The sequence below is a fragment of the Rubricoccus marinus genome (assembly GCF_002257665.1).
In the GTDB taxonomy this organism is placed as follows: Bacteria; Bacteroidota; Rhodothermia; order Rhodothermales; family Rubricoccaceae; genus Rubricoccus; species Rubricoccus marinus.
Genome location: NZ_MQWB01000001.1, coordinates 2,021,713 through 2,044,213, shown reverse-complemented (window position 1 = coordinate 2,044,213; position 22,501 = coordinate 2,021,713). Strand labels below are relative to the sequence as shown.

The following is a 22,501-nucleotide window of genomic DNA, read 5'->3' as shown; positions in this document are numbered from 1 at the left end:
GTGACGAACGCGTTGGCATCGTCATCGTCGTCCTCGGTGTCGAGGCCGATGCGGCCGTTCTGCTCGACGACCGTCAGGGTCTGGCCGTTCAGCGTCGTGATGGTGTCACCGTCCTGGAGGTCGTTGGCTTCCAGATCGCGACCGGAGATCACGTGGAGCTGGAGGATCGCCGCGAGGTCTTGGCGCGCCAGAAGCTGGGCGGCGGTGAGGTCGAGCTCGTCGAGCGCGGCGGTAAACGCAGCGTTCGTGGGCGCGAATACAGTGAACTCACCGTCCTGATCGTCGAGGGCGGTCGCGAGGCCAGCTTCGAGCACGGCCTGCTCTAGAACGGAGAGTTCCGCGTCGGCGGTGACCGCAGCCGTGACCGTGAAGTCGTCTTCGACGTCGGCGGAGTCGCAGGCGGTCAGGGTGAGGGAAAACGCGAGAGCGAAGAGAGTGAGGTATCGCATAGAAGGGGGAGAGGGGTGGGCCGGAATCACGAACCGAGTCCGGCTCTGGTTCGAGCGTTTGTAGAGTTGGGTGGAGCTTGACGAACGCTCCCGCAAACTCTCATGAACCTGTTGGAACAGGAGTTTCGCCAGCGTCCCTGGCGCGGACAGGATCGCCTGGGAAGGCGCACCCGCCTTCACTCCTCTCCGGCGACGCCGTGTCGGGAACGCCGCCAGAGGCAAGGGGTAGCCGTCGGGACTTTCACTCCAGACTGAAACCACCTCCGATGCCCTCCTGGATCCGCACTCTCGCCGTACGCAAAGACGCGAGCCTCAACACCTCCTCCGAGCCCACGCTCGCGGGACCTGACGCGCCGCACGTCGTCGTGATTGGCGCGGGCTTCGGTGGGCTCGCCGCAGCCGTCCGGCTTCTCGCCAGAGGATACAACGTGACCGTCGTGGACCGGCTGGAGCAGCCCGGTGGGCGCGCGCGCGTCACGCGCGTCGAGGGCGACGGGGGCGAGTACGTTTTCGACATGGGCCCGACGCTTATCACGGCGCCGTTCCTCTTCGACGAGCTGTGGGAAATCGCGGGCGAGAAGCGCGAGGACTACGTCGAGATGGTGCCCACGACGCCGTTCTACCGCATCCGCTTCGACGACGGCGAGGTGTTCGAGTACACCGGTGATCAGGCCGCGATGGAGGAGCAGATCGCGCGGTTCAACCCGGACGACGTGGCGGGCTACCGGCGCTTCCTCAAAAAGAGCGAGGCCATCTTCGAGACCGGCTTTCTCGAACTCGGGCACGTGCCGTTCGGCAAGTTCACCGACATGGCCAAAATCATCCCGAGCATGGTTCTCCTGGAGAGCCACCGGACGGTCTACGGCCTCGTTGCGAAGTATTTCAAGGACAAGCGGCTGCGGCAGGTCTTCAGCTTCCACCCGCTCTTGGTGGGCGGCAACCCGTTTTCCACGACGAGCATCTACGCGCTCATCGCGTACCTAGAGCGCCACTGGGGCGTGTGGTACGCCATGGGCGGGACCGGCGCGATGGTCGCCGGCATCGCCGCGCTGATCGAGCGCATGGGCGGCAGGTTCCGGTTTGGCGAGACCGTGGAGGAGATCACCGCCGAGGCCTCTGGCGGCAAGCCCCGCGCGACGGGGGTGCGCCTGGCTGGGGGGGAGCACATCGGCGCCGACATGGTGGTGAGCAACGCCGACGCGGCGTGGACCTACAAGCACCTCGTGCGCCCTGAGCACCGGACGACGTGGACCGACAAGAAGGTGGACAAGACGAAGCTCTCCATGAGTCTCTTCGTCTGGTACTTCGGGACCGACAAGAAATACGAGGACGTGGCGCACCACACGATCCTGCTCGGTAAGCGCTACAAAGCGCTCTTGGATGACATCTTCGACAACCACAAGCTGGCGGACGACTTCTCGCTCTACCTCCACCGCCCGAGCGCGACCGACCCCAACATGGCCCCTCCAGGCCACGACAGCTTTTACGTGCTCTCACCCGTCCCGCACCTGGAAAGCGGCACCGACTGGACCAAGGAGACGGAGAAGTACCGCAAGCTCGTGGAGCAGTACCTGGAGGCGACTGTCCTGCCGGGCCTCTCCGAGCACGTCACGGCGTCACTCGCCCTTACGCCGAAGGAGTTCGAGGAGGACTACCTCTCGTTGAAAGGCGCGGCGTTCTCCATCCAGCCGCAGCTCACGCAGAGCGCCTATTTCCGCCCGCACAACAAGTCCGAGGACGTCGAGGGCCTGTTCCTCGTCGGCGCCGGGACGCACCCCGGCGCGGGGATGCCCGGCGTGCTCTCGTCAGCCCGCGTGCTGGACACGCTGATCCCCGACGCGAAGGACTTCGAGCGCCAGAGGCCGTCGGAGCCTCTGGCGGCGTAGAGGGCGGACGCACCGGCTGTGCGTCCTTTCGCGCAGATCCTTTGCCTCTGGCGCCAGAGGCCTACCCGATCCGTGAGAAGCCGGCGCGCTGCGCCAGAGGCTCGGGGAGGACGATGCTGCCGTCGGCCTGCTGGTTGTTTTCCAGCACCGCCGCGAGAATGCGTGGGAGTGCGAGGCCACTGCCGTTGAGCGTGTGCACGAACTCCGGCTTGGCGTCGGGCTCGGGACGGTAGCGGATAGCGGCGCGGCGCGCTTGGAAGGCCTGGAAGTTGGAGATGGAGGAGACCTCCAGCCACATGCCCTGGCCCGCGCTCCACACCTCCAAGTCGTACTTCTTCGACTGCGTGAAGCCCATGTCGCCGGTGCACATCAGCAGGCGGCGGTAGGGGAGGCCCAGCGCCTGCACGGCGCGCTCGGCGTCCTCGCGCAGCGCCTCCAGGTGGTCGTCCGAGGCCTCTGGCGTGCAGAAGCGGACCAACTCCACCTTATCGAACTGGTGCAGGCGGTTGAGGCCGCGCACGTCCTTGCCGTACGAGCCCGCCTCCCGACGCCAGCACGGCGTGTGCGCGGCGTAGAGGACGGGAAGGTCCTCGGCAGAGAAGATCTCGTCGCGGTGGAAGTTCGTCACCGGCACCTCGCCGGTCGGGATCATGTAGAGGCCGTCTTTGGTCGCCTCGTACATCTGGCCTTCCTTGTCGGGGATCTGTCCCGTCCCCACGCCAGAGGCCTCGTTGATGAGGAGCGGCGCCTGCATCTCGGTGTAGCCCGCCTCGCCCGCGAGGTCCAGGAACAGGCTGATCAGCGCCCGCTGCAGCCGCGCACCCTTGCCGATGTAGAAGGGGAAGCCCGCGCCCGCGACCTTCGCGCCGCGCTCCCAGTCGATCAGGCCGTGCCGTTCCGCCAACTCCCAGTGCGCCAGAGGCTCGAAGGCTTCGCCATCGGGACCCGTGAACGCCGCCGTCTCGCCCCACTCGAACGCCACCATGTTCTCCTCTGGCGTCGCGCCTACGGGCACGCTCGGGTCGGGCACGTTGGGGATCTCCAGCATCAGATCCCGGAAGAGGGCTTCGGCCTCTCGCGCCTCGGCCTCCAACGTTTTGACCTGCTCCTTGACCTCGGCGACCTCCGCCAGAAGCCCTTGCGCATCGTCGCGCTTGCCGGCCTTCATGAGCGGACCGATGGTCTTGCTCAGTTCGCCCTGACGCTGTTGGAGCGCCTGGAGCGCCGTGATGGCGTCGCGCCTCTGGCGGTCGGCGTCGAGCGTGCGGTCGACGATCGCGGGGTCGCCGGTCCGCTTGTTCGTGATGGCCTCGCGGACGCGGTCGGGGTGGTCGCGGAGAAACTGGGGATCGAGCACGGGACCGGGCGTGGGGTAAGCGGTTTGGGACGGGGAGAGCGCCAGAAGCTAGCCTAGCTTGCATTCCGACTCCCTTCCGAGCCCGACATGCGACGCCTCTTCACTCCCGTTCTTTGCTGCCTCTCACTCCTCGCGATGCCTCTGGCGGGGTGCGATTCCGCCGAGCCCGAGAGCGCGCTCTCCGGCGAGTGGACGCTCGCGCAGGTAGCGGACGTCTCCGGAGCGGCGGTGGAGGGCCCCGTAGGCTCTAAACTGGCCTTCGGCGCAGACGGCACGTTCTCCATCGACTCCACCAACGACTGCACCGGGACGTACACCTCGCAGTTCGCCGTCAACCAGCAGGTTCTGGACTTCCCGACTGCATCCTGCACGGAGGTGGCTGGCACGCTCGAAACGGACCTCGTGTTGGTGCTCGGGGTGTACCGAGACGGCGTGGTCCGTGAGCCCGCGCTTTTCGCCGCAGACTCGACGCGGCTGCAGATCCGGGTTTCCGCGCCAGAGGCCTCTCGCGTGCTGACGTTTACACGGGAGTAGACGAGCCTCTGGCGACCGGGAGGAGCCGCGGCGTGTAGATTGCGCGCAGTCACCACCTTGCCTCAATGACGTTTCCGGCCGGCCGCTTCGCCCTTCTCGCTCTCGCCTTCATCGTAGCCGGGTGCAGCGGACCGGGCGCCTCTGGTGGCGGTGTGCTCCTCGCGGGCTCGTCGTGGAGCCTGGAGCGCATCGTGTACCCCACGGGTGAGGTCGCCAGAGGCTCCGGCGAGACCGTCGCGTTTGGGGCCGATGGGTCGCTCTCCATCGCTTCCTGCAACACCTGCCAGGGGCGCTACCGGATGCGGGGCGCCACGCTCAGCGTGGAGGAGGGCCTCGGCTGCACGCGGATGGCCTGCCCGACGGACGCCGTCCAACTGGAGCAGTTCTTCGCCACGGACGTCTCGGTCCGCCGCGACGGCTCGTACCTCATCGTCACGCCAGAGGTGGAGGCGGGCGCGGCCTCTGGCGCGCCGCAGCTCATCCTCCTGCCCACCCAGGCGCCGACGGCGTCGAACTAGGCGAGCACGCCGAGGCGTTTGCCCAGCGCGTCCAACGCCTCCGCCAGAGGCGTCGCACGGAAGCCGATCTCGCTCTGGGCGCGGAGCGTGAGCAGACCCGCCTTGAGGGGGCGCGGCGCGTCCGGGTGCAACTCGGCCGTCGTGACCGGGCGCAAGAGGCCGGCGTCGTAGCCGTAGCGCTGGGCTAGGATCTGCGCGAACTCGAACGTGCTCATGTACTCGCCCCCGGCGATGTGGTACACCCCGTCGCGCCGCTGATCGATCAGGCGCGCGATGCCTCTGGCGAGATCGGGGACGTAGGTGGGCGTGCGGTACTGGTCCGAGGGGACGCGGACCTCGCGGCCGGCGGATAGCTCGCGGACGAGGAACGTGGCGAGGTTGAAGCGTCCCTCGGGATATCCCACCACGTCGCCGAAGCCGAGCGTGGTGCGCACGATGCTCCACTCGGCCAAGCGCGAGCCGATGATCGCGTTCTCGGCGGCCAGTTTGGAGCGACCGTAGGCGTTGACAGGAGAGGGCCGGTCGCCCTCGCCGTAGGGGCCAGCGGTGCCGTCGAACACGAAATCCGTTGAGAGGAAGACCAGCCGCGCGCCGTGGCGGCGGCAGGACCGCGCGATCCGTTCCGTGGCGTGCACGTTGACCTCCCAGCACGCCTCGCGCTCGCGCTCGCAGGGCTCCACCTTGCTCATTGCCGCGAGGTGTACCACGACGGTCGGGGAGAACCCTTGCATCACACGCTCGACCTCTGCCGCGTCCGTGACTTCGAGCGGCACCCAGCCGCCGGAAAACTCGGCCAGCCGCGAGCCGTCGCCACGTCCCGTAAGCAGCAGGTCCAGGCCAGGCCACTCGGCAAAGCGCCGCGTCAGCGCCTGGCCGACGAGCCCGTCGGCACCGGTAATGAGAACGCGGGGCGGAATCACGCTATGCCGCCGCCCTGCGCGCGTAGACGGACTCCTTGAGCGTGTCCACGATGCCCGCCAGAGGCGCGCCCGGCGTGAACACGTGGTCCACGGTCCCGGCGTCCAGCAGGCCTCTGGCGTCGGCCTCGGGGATCGTCCCACCGGCCAACAGGATTACGTCCGTCATGCCCTCGGCGTCCAGCGCCTCGCGGATGCGGGGCAGGACCGTGTTGTGCGCGCCGGAGAGGATGGAGACGCCGATGGCGTCCACGTCCTCTTCCAGCGCGGCACGGACGACGACCGCGGGCGTCTTGCGGAGCCCGGTGTAGACCACCTCCATGCCCGCGTCGCGCAGCGCCGCCGCGACGACCTTCGCGCCACGGTCGTGGCCGTCGAGGCCGACTTTGGCGATGAGGATGCGGATGGGACGCTCGGACATGAGGGACGCGGGGATGGCCTCTGGCGCCAGAGGCGAGGGGCTAGAAGTAGATGCGGCCGCCGATGCCACCGCCGAAATCGAAGTCGGTGTCATCGAACAGCTGGAGGCGCGGGGAGGCGACGCCGTACAGCTCAATATCGCGGGTGGCGAAGAGCGAGAGCCCAACGCCGAAGCTCAGGCCGCCTTGGGTGCTGCGCTGGTTCCGGGCGTTTTCGCGCGTCTCGATGTACGCACCCGGTCCGTAGAACAGCCGGAGGTCAGCGTCGCCGGGGATGCGGCGCTCGCTGAGAATGTAGTGGCCTTCCACCGCGAGCTCGGAGGTGTTGTCCAGGTCCCAACCGGCGGCGAGAGCGAGGGCTCCGCTGCCAGAGCCGAATTTGGCGGAGACACCCGTCGGGGTGCCGAGCTGGGCGCCGATGCCGAATTGGGCCGAGGCCGCTGGCGCGAGGAGGGCGGCGAGAAAGGCGAGAGAGAAGAGTCTTGACATGAAAGGAGGGTGGGATGGGTCCGGTGCCCGGTACCGGATACGACCGCGGGGAGCGGCCGCTTCGCAGCGGTGTACGCCGCGGATGCTGGCGCGATCCATCGGCCTCCGGCGCCAGAGGCCGCGCGGTGGGGCTCAGCCGTCCGCGGCGACCTCGGCGAGGTGGTCCCGGAGGTTGTCGGCGTCGGAGAGGGAGAGGCGGCCGGAGAGGATGAGGCGGAGCTCGCGGCGGCGCTCGGCGGCCTCGTAGCGCTCGCGCTCCTCGTCGGTCTCCGGCTCCAACTGCACGACCGGGATGGGCCGCCCGCTCTGGTCGACGGCCACGAACGTGAAAAAGGCCCGGTTGCACTTGCGCCGCGTGCCCGTCGTGGTGTCCTCGGCCCACACGTCGATCTCCACCTCCATCGACGTGGTAAACGCCCGGTTGACGACGGCCTCGATGAGGACCACCTCGCCCAGCTTGATCGCGCTGCGGAAGTCCACGTTGTCCACGCTCGCCGTCACGCAGGTACGGTTGGAGTGGCGCATGGCCGAGATGCCTGCGGCCACGTCCATAAAGTGGAGCAGCCGCCCGCCCATGAGATTGCCGAGCGTGTTGGTGTCGTTGGGGAGCACCAGCTCGTTCATGCGGGTGCGGCTGGCCTCTGGCGCTTTGGTAATCACGGTGGGTTCGGGAGCGAGGCCAGAAGCTACCGTGCGCCTCTGGCGCGGTTCGCCAGAGGCGTCGTCCTCACGCGTTCTGCGGCCTACCCAAGCGCGAGGCCTCTGGCGAGAGCAGGCGTCATCCCCGCCGCCTCGCCAGAGGCTGGGTGTTTAGCTCTGGGAGACGAAGCGCCAGAGGTCAGGAGCCCCGCGAAGGGTAGAGGACAGCGCGCGCAGTTGTGCGAGGGAGTCCTCAAAGGAAGAGCCCGTCTGGACAACGTACGCGAGGGTGAAGACCTCCGTCTCCCCGGCACCGATGGTGAACGAGCCCGCTGAAATGAGCTGGCGCGCCTCTCGGCCCTGCTGCGCCTGCCCCTCGCAATTCTCCGCGCAGAAGAGATATCCATCTAGCCAGCCGGTGCCGAGCACCGGGTTGCCTGTGAACGCAAACGGGGACGCCTGATTCGTCGTCGGGTCCACCATGGGGTTGCCGGCGTTGTCGAGACCGCGCAGGGCCATGTCGTAAGCAGCAGCGGAGCCGAGACCGTTCTCTCCGTACGTCTCTCTCAGGCTGTTCTTGGTGACAATCCGGTGCGCCGCCAGAGGCGCGTCGGCTGGGGTTTCCAAGATGACAGACCCTGCCGTGAGGGCGCGGTCGCTGACGTCGGGGGCCGCGTAGATGTACGCGAGCCGCTCTTCGAGGTCTACACCCACGAGATTCCGAGCCACGTCAGTTTCGAGGTCAGGGTCGGTCCAAAACCCGACGTAGGCATCACTGATGGCCGAGGCGCTCTCGTTACGCAATTCGAACCGGATGAACACCACGTTCGAGTACTGGTCGTGCCCGAAAACGGCCGCGTTGATGCGGAGGTCCGTAAACGGCTGGTTCAGGATCGACCCGTTGGCGGATTGGCAATAGGTGGTCCACGCCATTTGGTCGCCATAGGCGCGAGGCTTTCCCTCCGCGTCCACAGGGGCTCCAACAGCGCTAGGCCATCCCTCCTCCGTGTAAGCAGAGTCACTGTCAACGGAGAACACGCCGCTCGGGGCGTCCGCACAGGGGACGTTGGTAAAGTTGGAGAGGTCCGTGCGAGCGGCGACACGAAGCGTCCCGCCCTGTTGGCCCGATACCCACAGGTTGCCGTTGAAGAGGGCATTCACAGCAGTAGAGTCTGAGCTGCCGAATGTCTGGCTGAGATAGCCCTGGTTCGACAGGCTCAGGTTGAATGACCGAGGGCTCAGACCTGCTCTGCTAGACATCGGCACCGATGGGAGCGCTGGAGCCGGCGGTGTCTCAGGTGGGCTCTCGATGACGCCAGAGTCACAAGCGGAGAAGGCGAGAGCGAGCGCAAGCACGGGTACTGAAAGGCGATACATAGGCGGATGGTAGACGGGAGATCCCGCATGCTACTTCGGTCAACACCTGTATACCACGCGCGGGAATCGAACCGACCGGAGGTAGCCCTGAGCAGACCTGCCGAGGGCTTGAACGGCTGGGCCGGCGCGCCTCTGACGAGGCGTTACCTACGCGGGCAGAAGACAAGCCTCTGGCGCCAGAGGCCCCACCGCAGCCAGGGGCTCAGGTCTTCTGCGGCTGCTTCTTCGCGGCGGGGAAGAGCACGTTGTTGAGGATCAGGCGGTACCCCGGGGAATCCGGGTAGAGCGCGAGATCCGTCGGCGGGTCGCCGACCATGTGCTGGTAGTCCTCGGGGTCGTGCCCGGCGTAGAAGGCGAAGAAGCCACGCCCGACGGGGCCGTAGAGGTAGCGGACGGTCCCGGTCGGGTGCTCGGCGAGGACGACGATGCCGGGCTTGAGCGCGTCGGCGCGGTAGGCCGTCGTCTGGCCCATAAACCCACGCACGCTGGCCACGTGGTTCTGCGTGAGCATGGACGGGACCGGGTCGTACCGCGCGGAGAACTCGAAAAGGGTGAAGTAGTCCGTGAGCGGGTTGCGTAGCGCCTGCGGTGGCGGGGCGTCCAGGTCGGAGTGCTCGTACTCCATCGGGTTGAAGGAGGGGCGGAAGTCTTGGAACGCGATGGTTTCGCTGAAGTCCAGCGCCTGCTCGGCGCCAGAGGCCACGCCGTCGCCGTCCATCTGCGCCGGCACGATGTCGGTCGCGTGGGCGGAGAGCGCGATGTCGAAGGTGTCCGTCCCGGAGCACATCGCGAACAAGAAGCCGCCCTCGGCGACGTAGGCGCGAATGGTCTGGACGATCTCCAACTTGAGCTGACTCACCTTCTGGTGGCCGTGCTGCCGCGCGCTGGCCTCGGCCTCGCGCTGCTGCTGTTGGTACCACGGCTGGCCCCGATATGCGGAGTAGAACTTGCCGTACTGGCCCGTAAAGTCCTCGTGGTGGAGGTGGAGCCAGTCGTAGTCGCCCAGCTTCCCGTCCAGGATCTCGTCGTCGTAGATCTGCTCGTAGGGGACTTCGGCGTAGGTGAGGGCGAGCAACACGGCATCGTCCCAGGGCAACGTTTGGCCCGGCGCGTAGACCGCGATCTTGGGCGCCTTCTCCAGCCGCACGATGGACGTGTTGGCCGCTGGCGTCTCCACCTCGGCGGTGATTTCGGCGCCAGAGGCCGCGCTGTAGCTCACGCCTCTGGCGCGAAGCTCGTCGCGCATGCCGGGCGTGTCGGGCGCGAGAAAGGCGCCGCCGCGGTAGTTGAGCAGCCAGTCCACACCGAGCCCGTCGGCGAGGGCCCAGTAGACGGCGCCGTAAGCCTTGAGGTGGTCGGACTGGCTCTCATCCATCGGGATGAGGAGGTCCTGGGCCGCTGGCGCCGCGCTGACGCCAGAGGCGAGCACGAGGGCGAGGAGGAGGGAGCGGATACGCATGGGGACGGCGGCGGGGCCTCTGGCGCGAGAGGCTAGGTGCGGGCGGCCTCGCGCAGGGCGCGGAGGCGTTCGCGAGCGCGGGGCGCGAGGAGGGAGCCGGGGTAGAGGTCGAGAAGCCGGCCGTAGGCGTCGAGGGCGCCGGCGGGGTCGTCGAGGTCACGCTCGCGGATCTCGGCGCTGGCAAAAAGCGCGCGGTCGAGGAAGTAAGAGCGCGGGTGCTCGGTCGGGATGCGGGCAAGTGAGGCGAGCGCGCCGCTGAAGTCGCCAGAGGCCCGAAGCGCATGGGCCCGGAGGATCAGGACCTCGTCCGCCAGGGGGTGGCTGGGGTCTTCGGCCGCGAGGCTGTCCAGCGTGACCAGGGCGTCGGCGTGGAGGCCGCGGCGGTGGAGCAAGGCGGCGCGCCCGTACTGCCGGAGCGCGGCGTTCGTGGAGTCCGGCCCGGCGTTCTCGTCGAGTGTGAGGCGGAGGGACACGGCGTCGTTGGCGACGTCGGCGGCGGTGTTGTCGTCCATCGCTTCGGCGCGGGCGAGGGCGGAAAACAGGAAGCCCTCGTAGAAGTCGATCATCGCGAGCTCGTAGCGCGCTTGCTCAGCCAGAGGCCCGATCCGCATCGCGTCCTCGACGGCGCCAAAGCGGTCGCGGGCTTCGAAGAGGTCGCCACGCTGGAGCGCCACGCTCGCGAGGTCCAGCCGCGCCTGGCCCAGCACGGCTTGATCGCGCGTGGACGTGAGGAGGCGTTCCAAAGCCTCCTCGGCGCGGTCGGGGTCGTTGTAGGCGCCGAGGTAGAGGTCGGCCAAGCGCCGGAGCGCCTCTGGCGTGTCGGGGTGACCGGGATAATCGGCGACGAACTGCTCGAAGGCGTCGCGGGCGCGGTCGGTGAGCGGCGTGGCGAGGCCGGTGCTGGGCCGCTCGCCAGAGGCCTCGGCGCGCGCGGCGGCGAGCCGGGCGCGGTAGAGCAGGGCGGGGGCGACGAGCGGGCCGTTGGTGTAGCGCTCCAAGATGGCGTCGAGCGCGGCGTCGGCTTCGTCGTAGGCGCCAGCGGCGAGGGCGGCCTCGGCAAAGCGGAACACGGCACGGCCGTCGCCGGCGCCCAGGCGGTCGGCGGCGCGCGTCGCGTCCAGGCCTCTGGCGTAGTCCTCGCGCGCGAGCGCGATCCAGGCGGCCATCTCGCGGAAGGCCGCGTTAAACGGGTCGCTCGCGACGGCTTCCTGGATCGCGGCGTCAAAGCCCTCGGCTGCGCCCGCGGACTCGATCAGGCGGTTGAGCTGAGTCTGGATGGGCTGCGCGGCTGTCCCGTCCTCCGCCAGCACCTCCAGGTAGAGGCGTGCCGCCGTCTGGTACTCGCCGCCGAGCCCGAAAAGGTGCGCGCGTTCCAGGCGGAACAAGAGGGAATTGCCCAAGCGCTCCGCCCCCTGCTGGAGAACCTGCGCCGCTTCGGCGTAGAGCCGCTCCTGGGAGATGGCGTTCGAGACCAGCCGGTAGGATTGCTCCGCCTCTGGCGCGAGCGCGACGGCCGCGTCCCAGGTCGCCATCGCGTCGTCCGGCCGTCCGGCGGCGTACAGCACGCCGCCTTTTTGCGCCAGAAGCCCCGGGCTGCGGAGGCCGTCTGCCTCGCGGCGCTCGATCAGCGCGAGAGCGTCATCAAAGCGGCGCCCTTCGCGGTACGCGTCGAGCAAGAGTGTCCAGATGGCCGACGTCCCGGGGTTGGCCGCGTACAAATCCTCCAGCAGCGCGATGGCCTCGTCGATCTGCCCTGCCTCCTGGCGCCGTCGCGCGAGGTCCAGCCTCTGGCGGAGGTCGGGCAGCCGCTCGGCCCGTGGCGTGCGGATCGGCTTGTCCCCGATCTGCGGCGTCATGGCGGGCTCCGGCGGCAGCGGGGGAGCGGGCGTCTGCGCGGCAGACGCCAGAGGCAGGAGGAGCAGAAGGAGGACGAGAGCGCGCACGGCAAGGTCGGGGGCTGTCCGAAGGTAGTGGGCCGGATGCCGCCGGTGAGGTCGGCTATCTTCGCCGCCACCTCGCGAACGCCGCGCGGGAGGCCCTATTGCACCGATGATCCCCGACCTCCGACACCCGGCCCCGCGCCACCCCCGCGCCCCGCGCCGCCTCGCCGTGCTCGGCTCTACCGGCTCCATCGGTACGCAGACCCTAGAGGTGGCTGCGCTGCACCCCGAGGCCGTTCGGATCGTGACGCTCACGGCGGGCCGCAACTGGAAGCTGCTCGCGGAGCAGGCGCGCGAAGTGAGGCCCGAGCGCGTCGTAATCGCGGACGAAGCCGCCCATGCGCCTCTGGCGGAGGCCCTCGCGGGCACCGGCATCGAGGTCCTCGCGGGCGAGGCGGCGATCGTGGACGTGGCGCCAGAGGCCGACCTCGTCGTGGCCGCTATCGTCGGCGCGGCGGGCCTTCGGCCAACGCTCGCGGCGTTGTGCGCTGGCGTGGACGTGGCGCTTGCGACGAAAGAGGCGCTCGTCGTCGCCGGCGCGCTTGTGCGCGACGCCTGCGAGGCCTCGGGCGCGCACGTGCTGCCCATCGATAGCGAGCACTCGGCGCTGTTCCAGTGCCTGGTCGGCGAGCCGCCAGAGGCCGTCGAGCGCGTCGTCCTGACGGCCTCTGGCGGGCCGTTCCGAGACCGCGACCCGAAGACGTTTGCGAGCATCACGCCCGAGGAAGCGCTGGACCACCCCAACTGGAGCATGGGCGCGCGCATCACGGTGGACTCGGCCACGATGATGAACAAGGTCCTGGAGGTGATCGAGGCGCGCTGGCTGTACGACCTCCGGCCGGAGCAGGTCGGCGTGGTTGTGCACCCGCAGTCCATCGTGCACTCCGTCGTGGAGTTCGTAGACGGCTCAGCAAAGGCGCAGATCGGCGTGCCCACGATGAAGGTGCCCATCCAGTACGCGCTCTCGTTTCCAGACCGCTGGCCCGCGCCGTTCCCGCGCCTGGACTGGGCCACGCTGGGCTCGCTGGACTTCCACGCGCCCGACGAATCCGCTTTTCCCGCGCTGCCTCTGGCGCAAGAGGCCATGCGCGCCGGCGGCGCCGTCCCCGCCGCGCTCAACGCCGCCGACGAGGTCGCAGTGCAAGCGTTTCTGGACGGCCGCGTCCGTTTCCCCGACATCCCGCGCCTCGTCGAAGCCGCGATGGACGACGCTCGCGGCGCCTCTGGCGAGAGCCTGGACGCGCTGCTCGACGCCGACGCCCGCGCCCGCGCCTTTGTCCGTCAGAGGCTCGTGTGAGCGAAGGGGCGCGGCTTTATGTGCTCCGCCATGGTCTCCCTCTGCTGCCCTGCCTCTGCCGCCCCGCCTCTGGCGCCAGAGGCGAGGCGGCGCCATCCATAACCTGGGCTCGGCCAGCGCAGGCGCGTGCGGCTACCCCTTAGGCCGCAGTACGCATCACCCTTCGAGCGCAAGAGGCCCGTTCAACCGCGAACTTCCCGTCCTACAACCCCTGTCCCATGCCCGTCCGCGTCCTCTTCGTCTGCCTCGGAAACATCTGCCGCAGCCCCGTCGCCGAGGGGCTTTTCCAACAGAAGGTGGAGGCGGCCGGCCTCGGGGCCGAGATCGAGGTCGACTCCGCCGGGACGGGCGGGTGGCACGTCGGGGCGCCGCCGGACGCGCGCATGACGGCCACCGCCGCGCGCCACGGGACTGACCTCTCGCGCCTCAAGGCCCGCCAACTCACGCGCGCCGACCTGGACCACTTCTCGCACGTGTTCGTGATGGACAAGGCCAACCTCCACGACACGCTCTACCTCGATCCCGACGGCGACCGCAGCACGCAGGTCCGCCTGTTCCGGGAGTTCGACCCCGAGCCCGGCGACTACCAGGTGCCCGATCCCTATTACGGAGGCGACGACGGCTTCGAGCAGGTCTACGCGATGGTGGACCGCACCTGCGACGCCATCCTCGAGCGCTTGCGCGAGGCTTACGCCATCTGAAGCTCGGGCTCGCACGAGGCCTCTGGCGCAACGGCGACTGGGCATTCCTCGCCCTTCGGCAGCACGAACGTGAACACGCTTCCCTCGCCAAGCGTGCTTTCCACCTCAATGCGGCCGCCGTGGAGCCGCGCGAGTTGCTGCGCGATGGAGAGACCCAGCCCAGAGGCCGCTTCCTCACCCGTCGGGTTTGGCGTGAGCCGGCGGAAGCGTTGGAACAGCGCGTTCTGATCGTCGGCGCTGAGGCCTGGCCCGTTGTCGCGGACGGCGATCCGCACGTGTTCGGCGCCAGAGGCCAGTTCCACCCGAACGGTGCCTCCGTAGGGGGTGTACTTGATGGCGTTCGAGACGAGGTTCTCCACGATCGCCCGGCAGCGGTCCGGGTCCACCGAAGCCAGCGCGAGGCCTCCCTCGTGGTGCAGCGAGAGCGCTTGTTGCTTGGCGTCTGCGCGGGAGCGGTAGTCGTCGATCACGTCTGCGACGAGCGCCGCGAGCGCGGTGGGGCGGCGGTTGAGGCGCAGGCGGCCTCCGTCCAGTGCTGCAGTGACTAGGAGGTCCTCGATCAAGTGGAGCATCCGCTGCGCCCCACGCCGGATCGCGGAGGTCATGTCGTGGACGTCTGGCCGCTCCGGCGTCTCGATCTCGATCATCTCGGAAAAGCCGACGATCCCCGTGAGCGGGCTCCTGAGGTCGTGTGCGGCAATGCCGAGCAGCCGGGTTTTGAGCGCGTCCGTCTCCTGAAGCGCGTGGGCCGTGGCTTCGGCCTTTTCGCGGGCGATGTCCGCAGCGGCCTTATCGCTGGTCAGGATGCGGATGCGGACCGAGAGCGCGAGGGCGAGAAGCAGGGCCTCTGTCAGCATCGAGACCTGGAGCATGGGCCTTCCGATAGAGGCCTGCAACGTTGGAGAGAACAGGTACAGCCCGATGTACGCCAGTCCCAGCGCGAGGAAAGCGACCGCGGCGAAGAGGTAGGCGCGTGCCGGAGCAAACCCCCGTCGGTGCGCCGCGATGCCCGCCGAGAACGTCGTGGTCAGGATCCCGATCGAGGTGAGCGCAGCGAGGTCCGGGGCGAGGTTCCAAACCCCGAGCGCGCCCAGGAGGATGCAGCCAACCCACAACACGAGCAGCGCCCGCAGGATTTGGTCGGGGAGGGGCGCCGTCCGCCGGGTGTCCAGAAAGCGGCGGACGAACTGGATGTACATCACCGCCGCGCCCGCGAGCGCGAAGAACTGCAGCGCCTCGTACGGGGCGACCGTCTGCGGCCAGAACAGCTCGAACACATGCCCGGTGCTGACCCCCCAGAACAGTCCCGAGAAGAGGAGGAACAGGACGTAGTAGAGGAAGCTCTCGTCGCGGAAGGACCAGAACAGGAACAGGTTGTAGAAGGCGAGCGCGAGGAAGACCCCGGCGAAAAGACCTTGGAACAGGTCGGACCGGCGCCGGGAGCGCTCGAACGCCTTGGCCTCAACAGGGATAGGCGAACTCACCGTGGCGTAGCTGCCCCGGGGCTCGGCAACCTTGAGGTACAGCACGGCCGATTCGCGCGGCCCCAGCGCGACCTGGATGGCGACGGGCTGCGCAACCGGGAACGTCCGCTCCGCCAGCGGCACGCCTCGCCCGGTCCGGTGGCGTTCCATTCGCCCGTCCTCGCGGACGAGCACGGCGCTCACGTCATGCAGCGCAAGAGGTAGGACCCACTCGGTAGGCACGTCCGCCACCGATTGTAGCGCCACCCGGGCCCAATAGGCCTCTGGCGCGCCATCGTCGGGCGAGAAAGACTTCGCGCGCGCAAAGCCAGCCGTGTCCGCGCGAGCGGCGGCGAAAGACAGCGACGCGTCGGAGTTGATCTCCAGCGCCGTCGCCAGAGGCTTTGCCGGTCGGTCGGGGGTGAGCACAAGTTGCGCGTTCGCAGCAGCAGCCACGAACGCCAGAGCCAAGACCAGAAACCGAGAGAGGATCAAAGCACGGGTGCCGATGCCCCCTGTGTATCGGCCAGTCCGCGCACCGCTCAAGTACCTCTCCGTCTTCTACGGGAGTGGCTACAGCTTCAACGAGGGCTCGGCTCCTAACGAGAGGTCGTCCGTCTCGCCAGCGGCCCATTTGAATGCCGCCGTGACCGCGATCATCGCGGCGTTGTCCACGGAAAAGCGCATCGCGGGCATGTGCAGCGTCCAGCCTTCGGCGCCAGAGGCCTCTTGCGCGGCGGCGCGGAGCCCGCTGTTGGCCGACACGCCCCCGACGATGGCCACGTCCTGCACGCCAGTCTGGCGCACGGCGTCGCTTAGCGCGCCTACCAGCGCCTCGCTCGCCGCGTGCTGGAACGCCGCGGCGACGTCCGCGCGGTTGGCCTCCAGCCACGCGTCGGGCGCCATCCCCGCGGCCTCTGGCGCGTCGGCGACGGTGTAGCGGACGGCGGTCTTAAGACCCGAAAAGGAGAAGTCCGCGACGGAGCGCGACTTGTGGTTCGTGATGCGCGGGGAGGGGAGCGCGAACTGCGTCGCGTCGCCAGAGGCCGCCAGGCGGTCGATGTGTGGGCCGCCGGGGTAGCCCAGACCGAGCAGGCGCGCCACTTTATCGAACGCCTCGCCGGCGGCGTCGTCTCGCGTGCGGCCCAACTCCTCATGGACGAACCCTTCGCGGACAAGCGTGAGCAGCGTGTGACCGCCGGAAACCGTCAGGCAGAGAAACGGGAACGCCGGGTGCGGCTCGTCCACGAACACAGAGTAGACGTGGCCCTCCAGGTGGTTCACGCCGATGAGGGGAATGCCGAGGCCTAGCGCAAGTCCCTTTGCGGTGCTGAGCCCAACGAGCAGCGACCCGGCGAGGCCGGGGCCGTAGGTGACCGCGATGGCACCTACCTCCGCCAGAGGCACGCCCGCTTCTTCAAGGGCAGTCTTGACCGTCGGCACGATCAGGCGCTGGTGGGCGCGGCTCGCGAGTTCGGGGACTACGCCACCCCAGCCCTCGTGCACGCGCTGGCTTGCGACGACGGAGGAGGCGAGGCGGCCACCGGCCCAGACGGCCGCGGCGGTGTCGTCGCACGACGACTCGATGGCGAGGATGGGGGGCTGCTCAGGGGTCATGGCGCAAGATCCGACGCCTCTGGCGTCTCGTGCGGCGATTCCCCGAGGTTTCGCCGTAGGCGTCCACCGCAGCCTGCGCGAAGAGGGCGCCAGCGCAGAACCACAGTGTGCGGCGCTTGTACGACGGTCACCCTCCGATGCCGCATCGGCATCGGAGTTGTTCCCCTCTCACACCCAGAGACACCATGTTTACACGCACGACTGCGCTCCTCGCGCTTCTCCTCTCGTTCTCACTCGTCGCCTGCTCGGACAACGATACCGTTGCAGAGAACCAGATGGAGGAGGTCACCGACAACGAGATCGCCCCCATCAACCCCGAGCCCGGCGTCCCCGCTGACGCGCCCGAAGTGGATGTCGCGAGCACCGTCACCACGCTTCAGAGCGGCCTGACCAACATCCCTGCGGCGGCGGCCGTGGACAACATCAACGGCTGGATCGCCAAGCTCGAAGGTGCCGGCTTCGAGGGCGCGGAGGAGATCACCGACAACCTCGAAGAGCTCCGCGACGAGCTCCAGGAGGACACCCTCGACGGGGCGGAGATCGGCGAGACGCTCGTCCGCCTCGGCGAGCTGACCACGGCTGCGGCCGCTGGCGCCAGCTCCTCCTCGCAAGACGGCCTGATGCAGCTCGGCACCCTCCTCAGCGAGGGCGGCGCGATGCTGACCGGCACTGACGCGTAGCGACCGCTCCAGACCTGTCTGGACCTTCCGGGCCGTCCTCCAAGTGAGGGCGGCCCGGTTTTGTATCTGCCTCTGGCGCCAGAGGCCCAACTCTCGCCCAGAACGTGACAGAGGCGAGCCTACGGGCTGACCTGGAACGCCGCGAACGCCGTGCTGTCCCCGTTGAACACGTTAAGGTCCACGGGCCCTTCGATGCCAGGAACGGTGCCGGTAACCGAATACTGCCAGATGGACCACGTGCGGTCGCCCTCGGCCGACGGCTTCCAGAGCACGTGCTGGAGCCAGAGCGGACTGCCGAGGTAGCGCCCCTCGATAAAGTCCGGGTAGGAGGAGTGGACGGCGTAGATCGCGGGATCGTAGCCGATCGAGTCGGTCACGATGTCCATGAAGCGGTCCAGCGAGGCGCGGACGTGTTCGACCGATTCGAAGCCCTCGCAGTTGCCGCCGTACTCCACGTCCACGACGAAGGGCAGCTCGGCCTCTGGCGGCTGGGTGGCGAGCGCGTGTGCGGCCTGCTCGTCTGCGTCGCGGCAGAACGTAAAAAAGTGGTAGACGCCTCTGGCGAGGCCGACGCGGCCCGCCTCGTTCCAGTTGCCCACGAACTCGGGGTCGGTCCAGTCCCCGCCCTCAGTCGCCTTCATGTAGACGAAGTCGACGCCAGAGGCCGCGACGGCGTCCCAGTTGATCGTGCCCTGATGGCGCGAGACGTCGATGCCTCGGATGGGGTAGGCGGCTTCGCTGGGGTTTGCAGGCGTCCACCGGCCGGTGGAAACGAGCCAGTACCCGAGGGCCGTGAAGCCCACCAAGAGCACGGTGGCGAAGAGCAGGTAAGGGGAGAGGCGCTTCAGCATGACGCAAGATCGCGCCAGAGGCCGCGGCGTTCGGGGAGCGCGCGCCGCGCGGAGGCCTACGCCATAAAAGTGCGGCGCGACGGGCACTCTCCTGGGGCACGCCGCGTTGAGTTGACGCTATCCGCCCGCAGGTCTATCCTGCACGTTCCGCCTCACCTCTGCGCATGCGTACTGCCGTCCTGACCACCGCCCTCGGCCTCGCTCTTCTCGTGGCCGCACCCGCTTCGGCGCAACTCCAGGCCAACGTGCCTGGCCGCCAGGCACCCGTCGAGGTGATCGCCTCGCCAGAGGCTCCGACGCTCTCGCTCGCGGGGCTCTTCAACGCGCAGACGCTCAAGCTCAGCCAGAGCTACCAGTACGGGTACCAGACGGGCGCCTACGGCGATCTCGGGCTCGGCACGTACACCACGTCCCTTCAGTGGCAGCCCAGCAACCGGCTCGCGGCCCGTGTCGATGTCGGCCTCGCGCATGGCGCCGTCGGCTCTCTCGCGAACGCGGCGGGCTTTTCCGCCGACAACCCGGCCAAGATCTACCTCCAGAACGCGGAGCTGGCCTACCGCCCGACCGAGAACTCGATGATCCGCCTGCAGGTTCGCCAGACGCCGTACGGCTCGGCGTGCACGTATGGCTATCAGGGCGGCTGCTCTCAGGGGTATGGCATGTACGGCCAGGGCTTCGGCTTGAACGCGTCCTCTGGCGCCAGCGGCAACCTGTTCTTCCGCGACGCAGCGGATCAGTAGCGCATTGGCCCGACCGCGGATTGTTGATGTTCTGCTGAACGCCGCGCTCGTCGGCGTTGGGCTTCTGGTTGCAGTCCTGCTCTACGGCCTCCTCACGCGCACGTTCGCGCCGCGGACTACGCCGACCCGGGACGCCGAGATCACGTTGGGGGCCGAGCCGGGAGCGGACCCTATCCAGGTGGAGGTCCGAAACGCCGTCGGCGTGGACGGGCTTGGCCGCGAGGCGACCGCCTTTCTGCGCCGCCGCGGCTTCGACGTGGTCGAGGTGGGGAACGCGCCGCTGCGTGAAGAGACCGCCGTGGAGGTCCGCGCCGGGACCGATACGTACGCCCAGCGCGTAGCCGCTGCGCTCGGCGTCCCGGACGACCGCGTGACCGCGCCCGGGCCTCTGGCGGAGTACGACCCCGACGTCGCAGTGTATATCGGCGCGGACTACACCCGCCTTGCTCCTTTCCGAGCCCTTTCTTCCGACTCTACAGACTGACTTTTGTATGGAGACCGCCTCTTCTACTCGATCGACCCGTTCCAAACGTGAAGGCCCCACTCTCGGGCGTGACCTCGCCCGCATCGCGATTGAGGCCGCGCTGGACAAGAAGGCGGTAGACGTGACGGTCATGGACCTCCGCGGCATCTCTGGCGAGGTCGACTACTTCGTGATCGCGACGGGGGAAAGCGACCTCCAGATCAAAGCCGTTACCGAGGGGATCGTCATGGCGATCCGCGAGCAGGCCAACGAGCGCCCCGCGCACCGCGAGGGCCAGGCCGGCTCCAGCAGCTGGATCGTGCTGGACTACTTCGACCTCGCCGTCCACATCTTTACGCCAGAGGCCCGCGAGCACTACGACCTGGAACGTCTCTGGGGCGATGCCCCGTCCGAGACCGTCGCTGAAGACGCGGAGACGGTCGCGCTGCTCGAAGGCACAGGCGAGGACACGTCGGCAGAGTGAGAACGGCGCTGCTCCTGTTCGTGCTGGCCCTCTGCTCCGCCTGCGGCGGCAGTGGGGGCGCGTCGGAGGCCTCGGGCGACGAGCGGTTTGGGCATCGCTACCCCGGCGTCGCGCCCGACGGGCGGGAGACGATGCTGCTGACTCCGGCCGACAGCGTGGTCCGGGTCCTGATCTATCCGGCCGTTCTGGATTCCATCGCCGTCCGTCCAGAGCGCTCCGCCACGACGCCAGAAGCTCCGGTCTCGGTTGAGGTGCTGCTCAAGGGCACCCTTCCAGACGCGTGCTCCCGGTTGGAGGACGCCGTCCAGATGCGGCGCGGTCACCTGATCGACGTAGAACTGACCACGCGCCAGCCGAGAGGCCGCGCATGTGCTCAGGTGATCCGGCCCTTCCGGTTCTACCTCCCGTTGGAGGGGACGTATGGCCCGGGCTCCTACACGCTGAAGGTCAACGGGTCCCCGGTCTCGTTCCGCATCCGCGAACTCGCGCCAGAGGCTCCGTGACCGCTCGCACGTGGATGGTGGCCGCTGGCGTGAGCGGAGCGCTCGCCGTCGCGCTAGGCGCGTTCGGCGCACACGGGCTGGCCGATGCGGTCTCGCCAGAGCGCCTCGCGACGTGGCGCACGGCATCGTCCTACCACCTCGCTCACGCCGTTGCGCTGGCCGTGGTGGCACTCGCGATCCGGTCAGGGTGGCGCGCACGCGCATCCGGGGTGCTTTTCGTGGTGGGGACGGTTCTGTTCTCAGGCAGCCTGTACCTCCTCGTCCTGCTGGAGATGCCCATTCTCGGCGCCGTCGCGCCGATTGGGGGCGTGGCGTTCATCTCGGGCTGGCTGGCCCTTGCCTGGACAGCGTGGCGGACGCCAGAGGCGTAGAAAAGCGCCAGGCCCAAGGCTCCACTCGACATGGCCTCTGGCGCAGGCGGCACCCCAGTGCGTGTGGTTGAACGACAAAAAAAAGGGAGCCCGCCGAAACGGACTCCCTGAGAGCTGATCGCGAGAGGCCTTAGCCAGCCTCCTCGTCGAAGAGGATCATAAAGCTCGGGGCGAGCGAGTGCTCGCGGGCGAGAGCCAGGAGCTGGTCGGCGGCGTCCTCTGGCGTCTCGTAAGTGCCGAACTCCTTGCCGTCCACGGCGAGGGCGTAGTCGATCTCGCCGTCCTCGTCGGCGTCGAGGTCTTCCCACTCGACCGCTTCCTCGATCAGGAAGGTGTCGCGCTCGGGGTCGTAGGAGGCGAGGTACTTCTCGCGCACGCTCTCGGGGTCGATAAGGCTGACGTTGCCGAGGGCGCCGTACTCCTCATCGTAGAAGAGGGCTTCGATGAGCAACTGGCGTGCGAACTGGTCGACGTTGAACATGGAGGGATCTGTGTGGGGAGGGGTCGCCGATGATACGGGTGGGGCGCCGCTTGGACTCAGGCGGCCGTGGAAGGCGCGGAGTTTTTACGGCCTCGTGCCCAGGTTTCGAGCTCCGCGCGCTCCACCGAGCGGAGGTCCAAGCCCAGCCGCGCCGCGAGGTGCCCGACGAGTTGTTGCGATACGACCTCTGGCGAGACTCCGTCACCATGGGACCTAGGGCCACCGCCAGAGGCCTCGCGCGCGAGCGAGGTCACGCCGCGGTCGTCGATGCCACATGGGACGATCAGGCCAAACCAGTCCAAGTCCGTGGTCACGTTGAGCGCCAGCCCGTGCATGGTCACCCAGCGGCTGCACCGGACGCCCATCGCGCAGACCTTTCGCTCGTCGCCTCTGGCGTCTGGCCCCACCCATACGCCCGTCCGTCCCGGCACGCGGTCCGCGACGACGTTCCAGTCCGCGCACGTGCGGATCACGGCCTCCTCCATCTCGCGGAGAAAGCGGTGGAGGTCCCGCATCGGTTCGCCCTCGAGGTTCGAGAGGCGGTCGAGGTCAAGGATGGGATAGGCGACGACCTGGCCCGGTCCGTGGAAGGTGATGTCGCCACCCCGGTCGGTCTCCACGAACGTCGCGCCTCTGGCGGCGAGGGCGTCGCCAGAGGCGAGGAGGTTGGCGGCGTCGCCGCTCTTGCCGAGCGTGAACACGGGCGGGTGCTCTACGAGCAAGAGCACGTGGGGCGGCAGCGCGTCTGTCTGCTCGCCACGCTTGGCCTCGATCAGGCGCGACTGGAGCGCCGCCTGGAGGTCCCAGGCCTCGCGGTAGCCCATCCGGCCGAGGTCGCAGAGGAGGGTCGGTGCAGGCATGGAGGG

Annotated in this window: 25 protein-coding genes; 11 read left to right on the top strand and 14 right to left on the bottom strand. The window is 68.5% G+C overall.

Translation table 11 applies throughout. From position 1 onward, the window contains the following. Positions 1–449: fasciclin domain-containing protein (locus BSZ36_RS08585; RefSeq protein WP_094547907.1), on the bottom strand; the 449-nt coding region annotated here is incomplete at its 3' end. A gap of 266 nt (positions 450–715) precedes the next feature. On the opposite strand from BSZ36_RS08585, the gene crtI reads away from it, so the two are divergent. After that, positions 716–2,335: a phytoene desaturase family protein gene (gene crtI, locus BSZ36_RS08580; RefSeq protein WP_094547905.1), complete on the top strand. Its 1,620-nt coding sequence runs from the start codon at positions 716–718 to the stop codon at positions 2,333–2,335. A gap of 61 nt (positions 2,336–2,396) precedes the next feature. Here the strand turns inward: crtI and serS are convergent, their stop codons facing one another. Next, positions 2,397–3,692, bottom strand: coding sequence for a serine--tRNA ligase (serS, locus tag BSZ36_RS08575; protein ID WP_094547903.1), 1,296 nt, complete (start codon positions 3,690–3,692; stop codon positions 2,397–2,399). 87 nt (positions 3,693–3,779) lie between these two features. Between serS and BSZ36_RS08570 the strand changes: the two genes are divergently transcribed. Beyond that, a complete protein-coding gene (locus BSZ36_RS08570; protein ID WP_094547901.1) occupies positions 3,780–4,226 on the top strand; it encodes a hypothetical protein in 447 nt (148 codons plus the stop codon). Positions 4,227–4,291: 65 nt separating this feature from the next. After that, positions 4,292–4,744, top strand: coding sequence for an META domain-containing protein (locus BSZ36_RS08565; protein WP_094547898.1), 453 nt, complete (start codon positions 4,292–4,294; stop codon positions 4,742–4,744). On the opposite strand, the gene BSZ36_RS08560 is transcribed toward BSZ36_RS08565, so the two are convergent. The 7 genes from BSZ36_RS08560 to BSZ36_RS08530 form a co-directional block, all read right to left on the bottom strand. Continuing rightward, positions 4,741–5,664, bottom strand: a complete 924-nt coding sequence (locus tag BSZ36_RS08560; RefSeq protein WP_094547896.1) for an SDR family oxidoreductase — start codon at positions 5,662–5,664, stop codon at positions 4,741–4,743. The genes BSZ36_RS08565 and BSZ36_RS08560 overlap by 4 nt on opposite strands. A 1-nt stretch (position 5,665) precedes the next feature. Next, positions 5,666–6,082 carry a cobalamin B12-binding domain-containing protein gene (locus BSZ36_RS08555; protein WP_094547894.1) on the bottom strand — a complete coding sequence of 139 codons (417 nt, stop codon included), beginning with the start codon at positions 6,080–6,082 and terminating at the stop codon, positions 5,666–5,668. A 40-nt stretch (positions 6,083–6,122) separates the two neighbouring features. Continuing rightward, complete coding sequence (locus tag BSZ36_RS08550; RefSeq protein ID WP_094547892.1) at positions 6,123–6,569, bottom strand: hypothetical protein; 447 nt, start codon at positions 6,567–6,569, stop codon at positions 6,123–6,125. Between the two features lie 132 nt (positions 6,570–6,701). Beyond that, a complete protein-coding gene (locus tag BSZ36_RS08545; RefSeq protein ID WP_094551251.1) occupies positions 6,702–7,193 on the bottom strand; it encodes an acyl-CoA thioesterase in 492 nt (163 codons plus the stop codon). Between the two features lie 186 nt (positions 7,194–7,379). After that, a complete protein-coding gene (locus BSZ36_RS08540) occupies positions 7,380–8,369 on the bottom strand; it encodes a hypothetical protein (RefSeq protein ID WP_094547890.1) in 990 nt (329 codons plus the stop codon). 418 nt (positions 8,370–8,787) lie between these two features. After that, positions 8,788–10,044 (bottom strand): asparagine synthetase B, encoded by a 1,257-nt coding sequence (locus tag BSZ36_RS08535; RefSeq protein ID WP_094547888.1) that lies wholly within the window; start codon positions 10,042–10,044, stop codon positions 8,788–8,790. Between the two features lie 32 nt (positions 10,045–10,076). Then, positions 10,077–11,987: a tetratricopeptide repeat protein gene (locus BSZ36_RS08530; RefSeq protein ID WP_094547886.1), complete on the bottom strand. Its 1,911-nt coding sequence runs from the start codon at positions 11,985–11,987 to the stop codon at positions 10,077–10,079. Positions 11,988–12,093: 106 nt separating this feature from the next. On the opposite strand from BSZ36_RS08530, the gene BSZ36_RS08525 reads away from it, so the two are divergent. After that, positions 12,094–13,281 carry a 1-deoxy-D-xylulose-5-phosphate reductoisomerase gene (locus tag BSZ36_RS08525; RefSeq protein ID WP_094547884.1) on the top strand — a complete coding sequence of 396 codons (1,188 nt, stop codon included), beginning with the start codon at positions 12,094–12,096 and terminating at the stop codon, positions 13,279–13,281. 218 nt (positions 13,282–13,499) lie between these two features. Then, positions 13,500–13,982 (top strand): low molecular weight protein-tyrosine-phosphatase, encoded by a 483-nt coding sequence (locus tag BSZ36_RS08520; protein WP_094547882.1) that lies wholly within the window; start codon positions 13,500–13,502, stop codon positions 13,980–13,982. On the opposite strand, the gene BSZ36_RS08515 is transcribed toward BSZ36_RS08520, so the two are convergent. Both BSZ36_RS08515 and tsaD read right to left on the bottom strand, forming a co-directional pair. Next, positions 13,970–15,901 (bottom strand): sensor histidine kinase, encoded by a 1,932-nt coding sequence (locus BSZ36_RS08515; protein WP_179271098.1) that lies wholly within the window; start codon positions 15,899–15,901, stop codon positions 13,970–13,972. The genes BSZ36_RS08520 and BSZ36_RS08515 overlap by 13 nt on opposite strands. 117 nt (positions 15,902–16,018) lie before the next feature. Then, positions 16,019–17,062: a tRNA (adenosine(37)-N6)-threonylcarbamoyltransferase complex transferase subunit TsaD gene (gene tsaD, locus BSZ36_RS08510; protein WP_094547878.1), complete on the bottom strand. Its 1,044-nt coding sequence runs from the start codon at positions 17,060–17,062 to the stop codon at positions 16,019–16,021. A gap of 185 nt (positions 17,063–17,247) precedes the next feature. Between tsaD and BSZ36_RS08505 the strand changes: the two genes are divergently transcribed. Then, the gene (locus BSZ36_RS08505) at positions 17,248–17,742 is read left to right on the top strand and encodes a hypothetical protein (protein ID WP_094547876.1); all 495 of its coding nucleotides are present in this window, start codon (positions 17,248–17,250) and stop codon (positions 17,740–17,742) included. A gap of 119 nt (positions 17,743–17,861) precedes the next feature. On the opposite strand, the gene BSZ36_RS08500 is transcribed toward BSZ36_RS08505, so the two are convergent. Further along, entirely contained in the window at positions 17,862–18,593 is a 732-nt protein-coding gene (locus BSZ36_RS08500; protein ID WP_094547874.1) for a GH25 family lysozyme, read from the bottom strand. Between the two features lie 164 nt (positions 18,594–18,757). Here BSZ36_RS08500 and BSZ36_RS08495 point away from each other — a divergent pair, with 164 nt between their 5' ends. From BSZ36_RS08495 to BSZ36_RS08475, 5 genes are read left to right on the top strand one after another with little or no spacing between them, the layout of a single operon-like run. Further along, the gene (locus BSZ36_RS08495; RefSeq protein WP_094547872.1) at positions 18,758–19,333 is read left to right on the top strand and encodes a hypothetical protein; all 576 of its coding nucleotides are present in this window, start codon (positions 18,758–18,760) and stop codon (positions 19,331–19,333) included. A 4-nt stretch (positions 19,334–19,337) separates the two neighbouring features. Further along, positions 19,338–19,817 (top strand): LytR C-terminal domain-containing protein, encoded by a 480-nt coding sequence (locus BSZ36_RS08490; RefSeq protein WP_179271097.1) that lies wholly within the window; start codon positions 19,338–19,340, stop codon positions 19,815–19,817. A gap of 7 nt (positions 19,818–19,824) precedes the next feature. Further along, positions 19,825–20,280: a ribosome silencing factor gene (rsfS, locus tag BSZ36_RS08485; RefSeq protein ID WP_094547868.1), complete on the top strand. Its 456-nt coding sequence runs from the start codon at positions 19,825–19,827 to the stop codon at positions 20,278–20,280. A gap of 20 nt (positions 20,281–20,300) precedes the next feature. Next, positions 20,301–20,783, top strand: a complete 483-nt coding sequence (locus BSZ36_RS08480; protein ID WP_218827614.1) for a hypothetical protein — start codon at positions 20,301–20,303, stop codon at positions 20,781–20,783. Positions 20,784–20,797: 14 nt separating this feature from the next. Continuing rightward, the gene (locus BSZ36_RS08475; protein ID WP_094547866.1) at positions 20,798–21,154 is read left to right on the top strand and encodes a DUF423 domain-containing protein; all 357 of its coding nucleotides are present in this window, start codon (positions 20,798–20,800) and stop codon (positions 21,152–21,154) included. 130 nt (positions 21,155–21,284) lie between these two features. Here the strand turns inward: BSZ36_RS08475 and BSZ36_RS08470 are convergent, their stop codons facing one another. Then, positions 21,285–21,635 carry a hypothetical protein gene (locus BSZ36_RS08470; protein WP_094547864.1) on the bottom strand — a complete coding sequence of 117 codons (351 nt, stop codon included), beginning with the start codon at positions 21,633–21,635 and terminating at the stop codon, positions 21,285–21,287. 56 nt (positions 21,636–21,691) lie between these two features. Further along, positions 21,692–22,495 (bottom strand): lipoyl(octanoyl) transferase LipB, encoded by an 804-nt coding sequence (lipB, locus tag BSZ36_RS08465; protein ID WP_094547862.1) that lies wholly within the window; start codon positions 22,493–22,495, stop codon positions 21,692–21,694. Between the last annotated feature and the right edge of the window lie 6 nt (positions 22,496–22,501).

Coding starts and splice junctions, on each gene's coding strand:
- crtI (WP_094547905.1), top strand. CDS start 716: ATGCCCTCCTGGATCCGCACTCTCGCCGTACGCAAAGACGCGAGCCTC.
- BSZ36_RS08570 (WP_094547901.1), top strand. CDS start 3,780: ATGCGACGCCTCTTCACTCCCGTTCTTTGCTGCCTCTCACTCCTCGCG.
- BSZ36_RS08565 (WP_094547898.1), top strand. CDS start 4,292: ATGACGTTTCCGGCCGGCCGCTTCGCCCTTCTCGCTCTCGCCTTCATC.
- BSZ36_RS08555 (WP_094547894.1), bottom strand. CDS start 6,082: ATGTCCGAGCGTCCCATCCGCATCCTCATCGCCAAAGTCGGCCTCGAC.
- BSZ36_RS08550 (WP_094547892.1), bottom strand. CDS start 6,569: ATGTCAAGACTCTTCTCTCTCGCCTTTCTCGCCGCCCTCCTCGCGCCA.
- BSZ36_RS08545 (WP_094551251.1), bottom strand. CDS start 7,193: ATGAACGAGCTGGTGCTCCCCAACGACACCAACACGCTCGGCAATCTC.
- BSZ36_RS08535 (WP_094547888.1), bottom strand. CDS start 10,044: ATGCGTATCCGCTCCCTCCTCCTCGCCCTCGTGCTCGCCTCTGGCGTC.
- BSZ36_RS08525 (WP_094547884.1), top strand. CDS start 12,094: ATGATCCCCGACCTCCGACACCCGGCCCCGCGCCACCCCCGCGCCCCG.
- BSZ36_RS08520 (WP_094547882.1), top strand. CDS start 13,500: ATGCCCGTCCGCGTCCTCTTCGTCTGCCTCGGAAACATCTGCCGCAGC.
- tsaD (WP_094547878.1), bottom strand. CDS start 17,062: ATGACCCCTGAGCAGCCCCCCATCCTCGCCATCGAGTCGTCGTGCGAC.
- BSZ36_RS08505 (WP_094547876.1), top strand. CDS start 17,248: ATGTTTACACGCACGACTGCGCTCCTCGCGCTTCTCCTCTCGTTCTCA.
- BSZ36_RS08500 (WP_094547874.1), bottom strand. CDS start 18,593: ATGCTGAAGCGCCTCTCCCCTTACCTGCTCTTCGCCACCGTGCTCTTG.
- BSZ36_RS08495 (WP_094547872.1), top strand. CDS start 18,758: ATGCGTACTGCCGTCCTGACCACCGCCCTCGGCCTCGCTCTTCTCGTG.
- rsfS (WP_094547868.1), top strand. CDS start 19,825: ATGGAGACCGCCTCTTCTACTCGATCGACCCGTTCCAAACGTGAAGGC.
- BSZ36_RS08475 (WP_094547866.1), top strand. CDS start 20,798: ATGGTGGCCGCTGGCGTGAGCGGAGCGCTCGCCGTCGCGCTAGGCGCG.
- BSZ36_RS08470 (WP_094547864.1), bottom strand. CDS start 21,635: ATGTTCAACGTCGACCAGTTCGCACGCCAGTTGCTCATCGAAGCCCTC.
- lipB (WP_094547862.1), bottom strand. CDS start 22,495: ATGCCTGCACCGACCCTCCTCTGCGACCTCGGCCGGATGGGCTACCGC.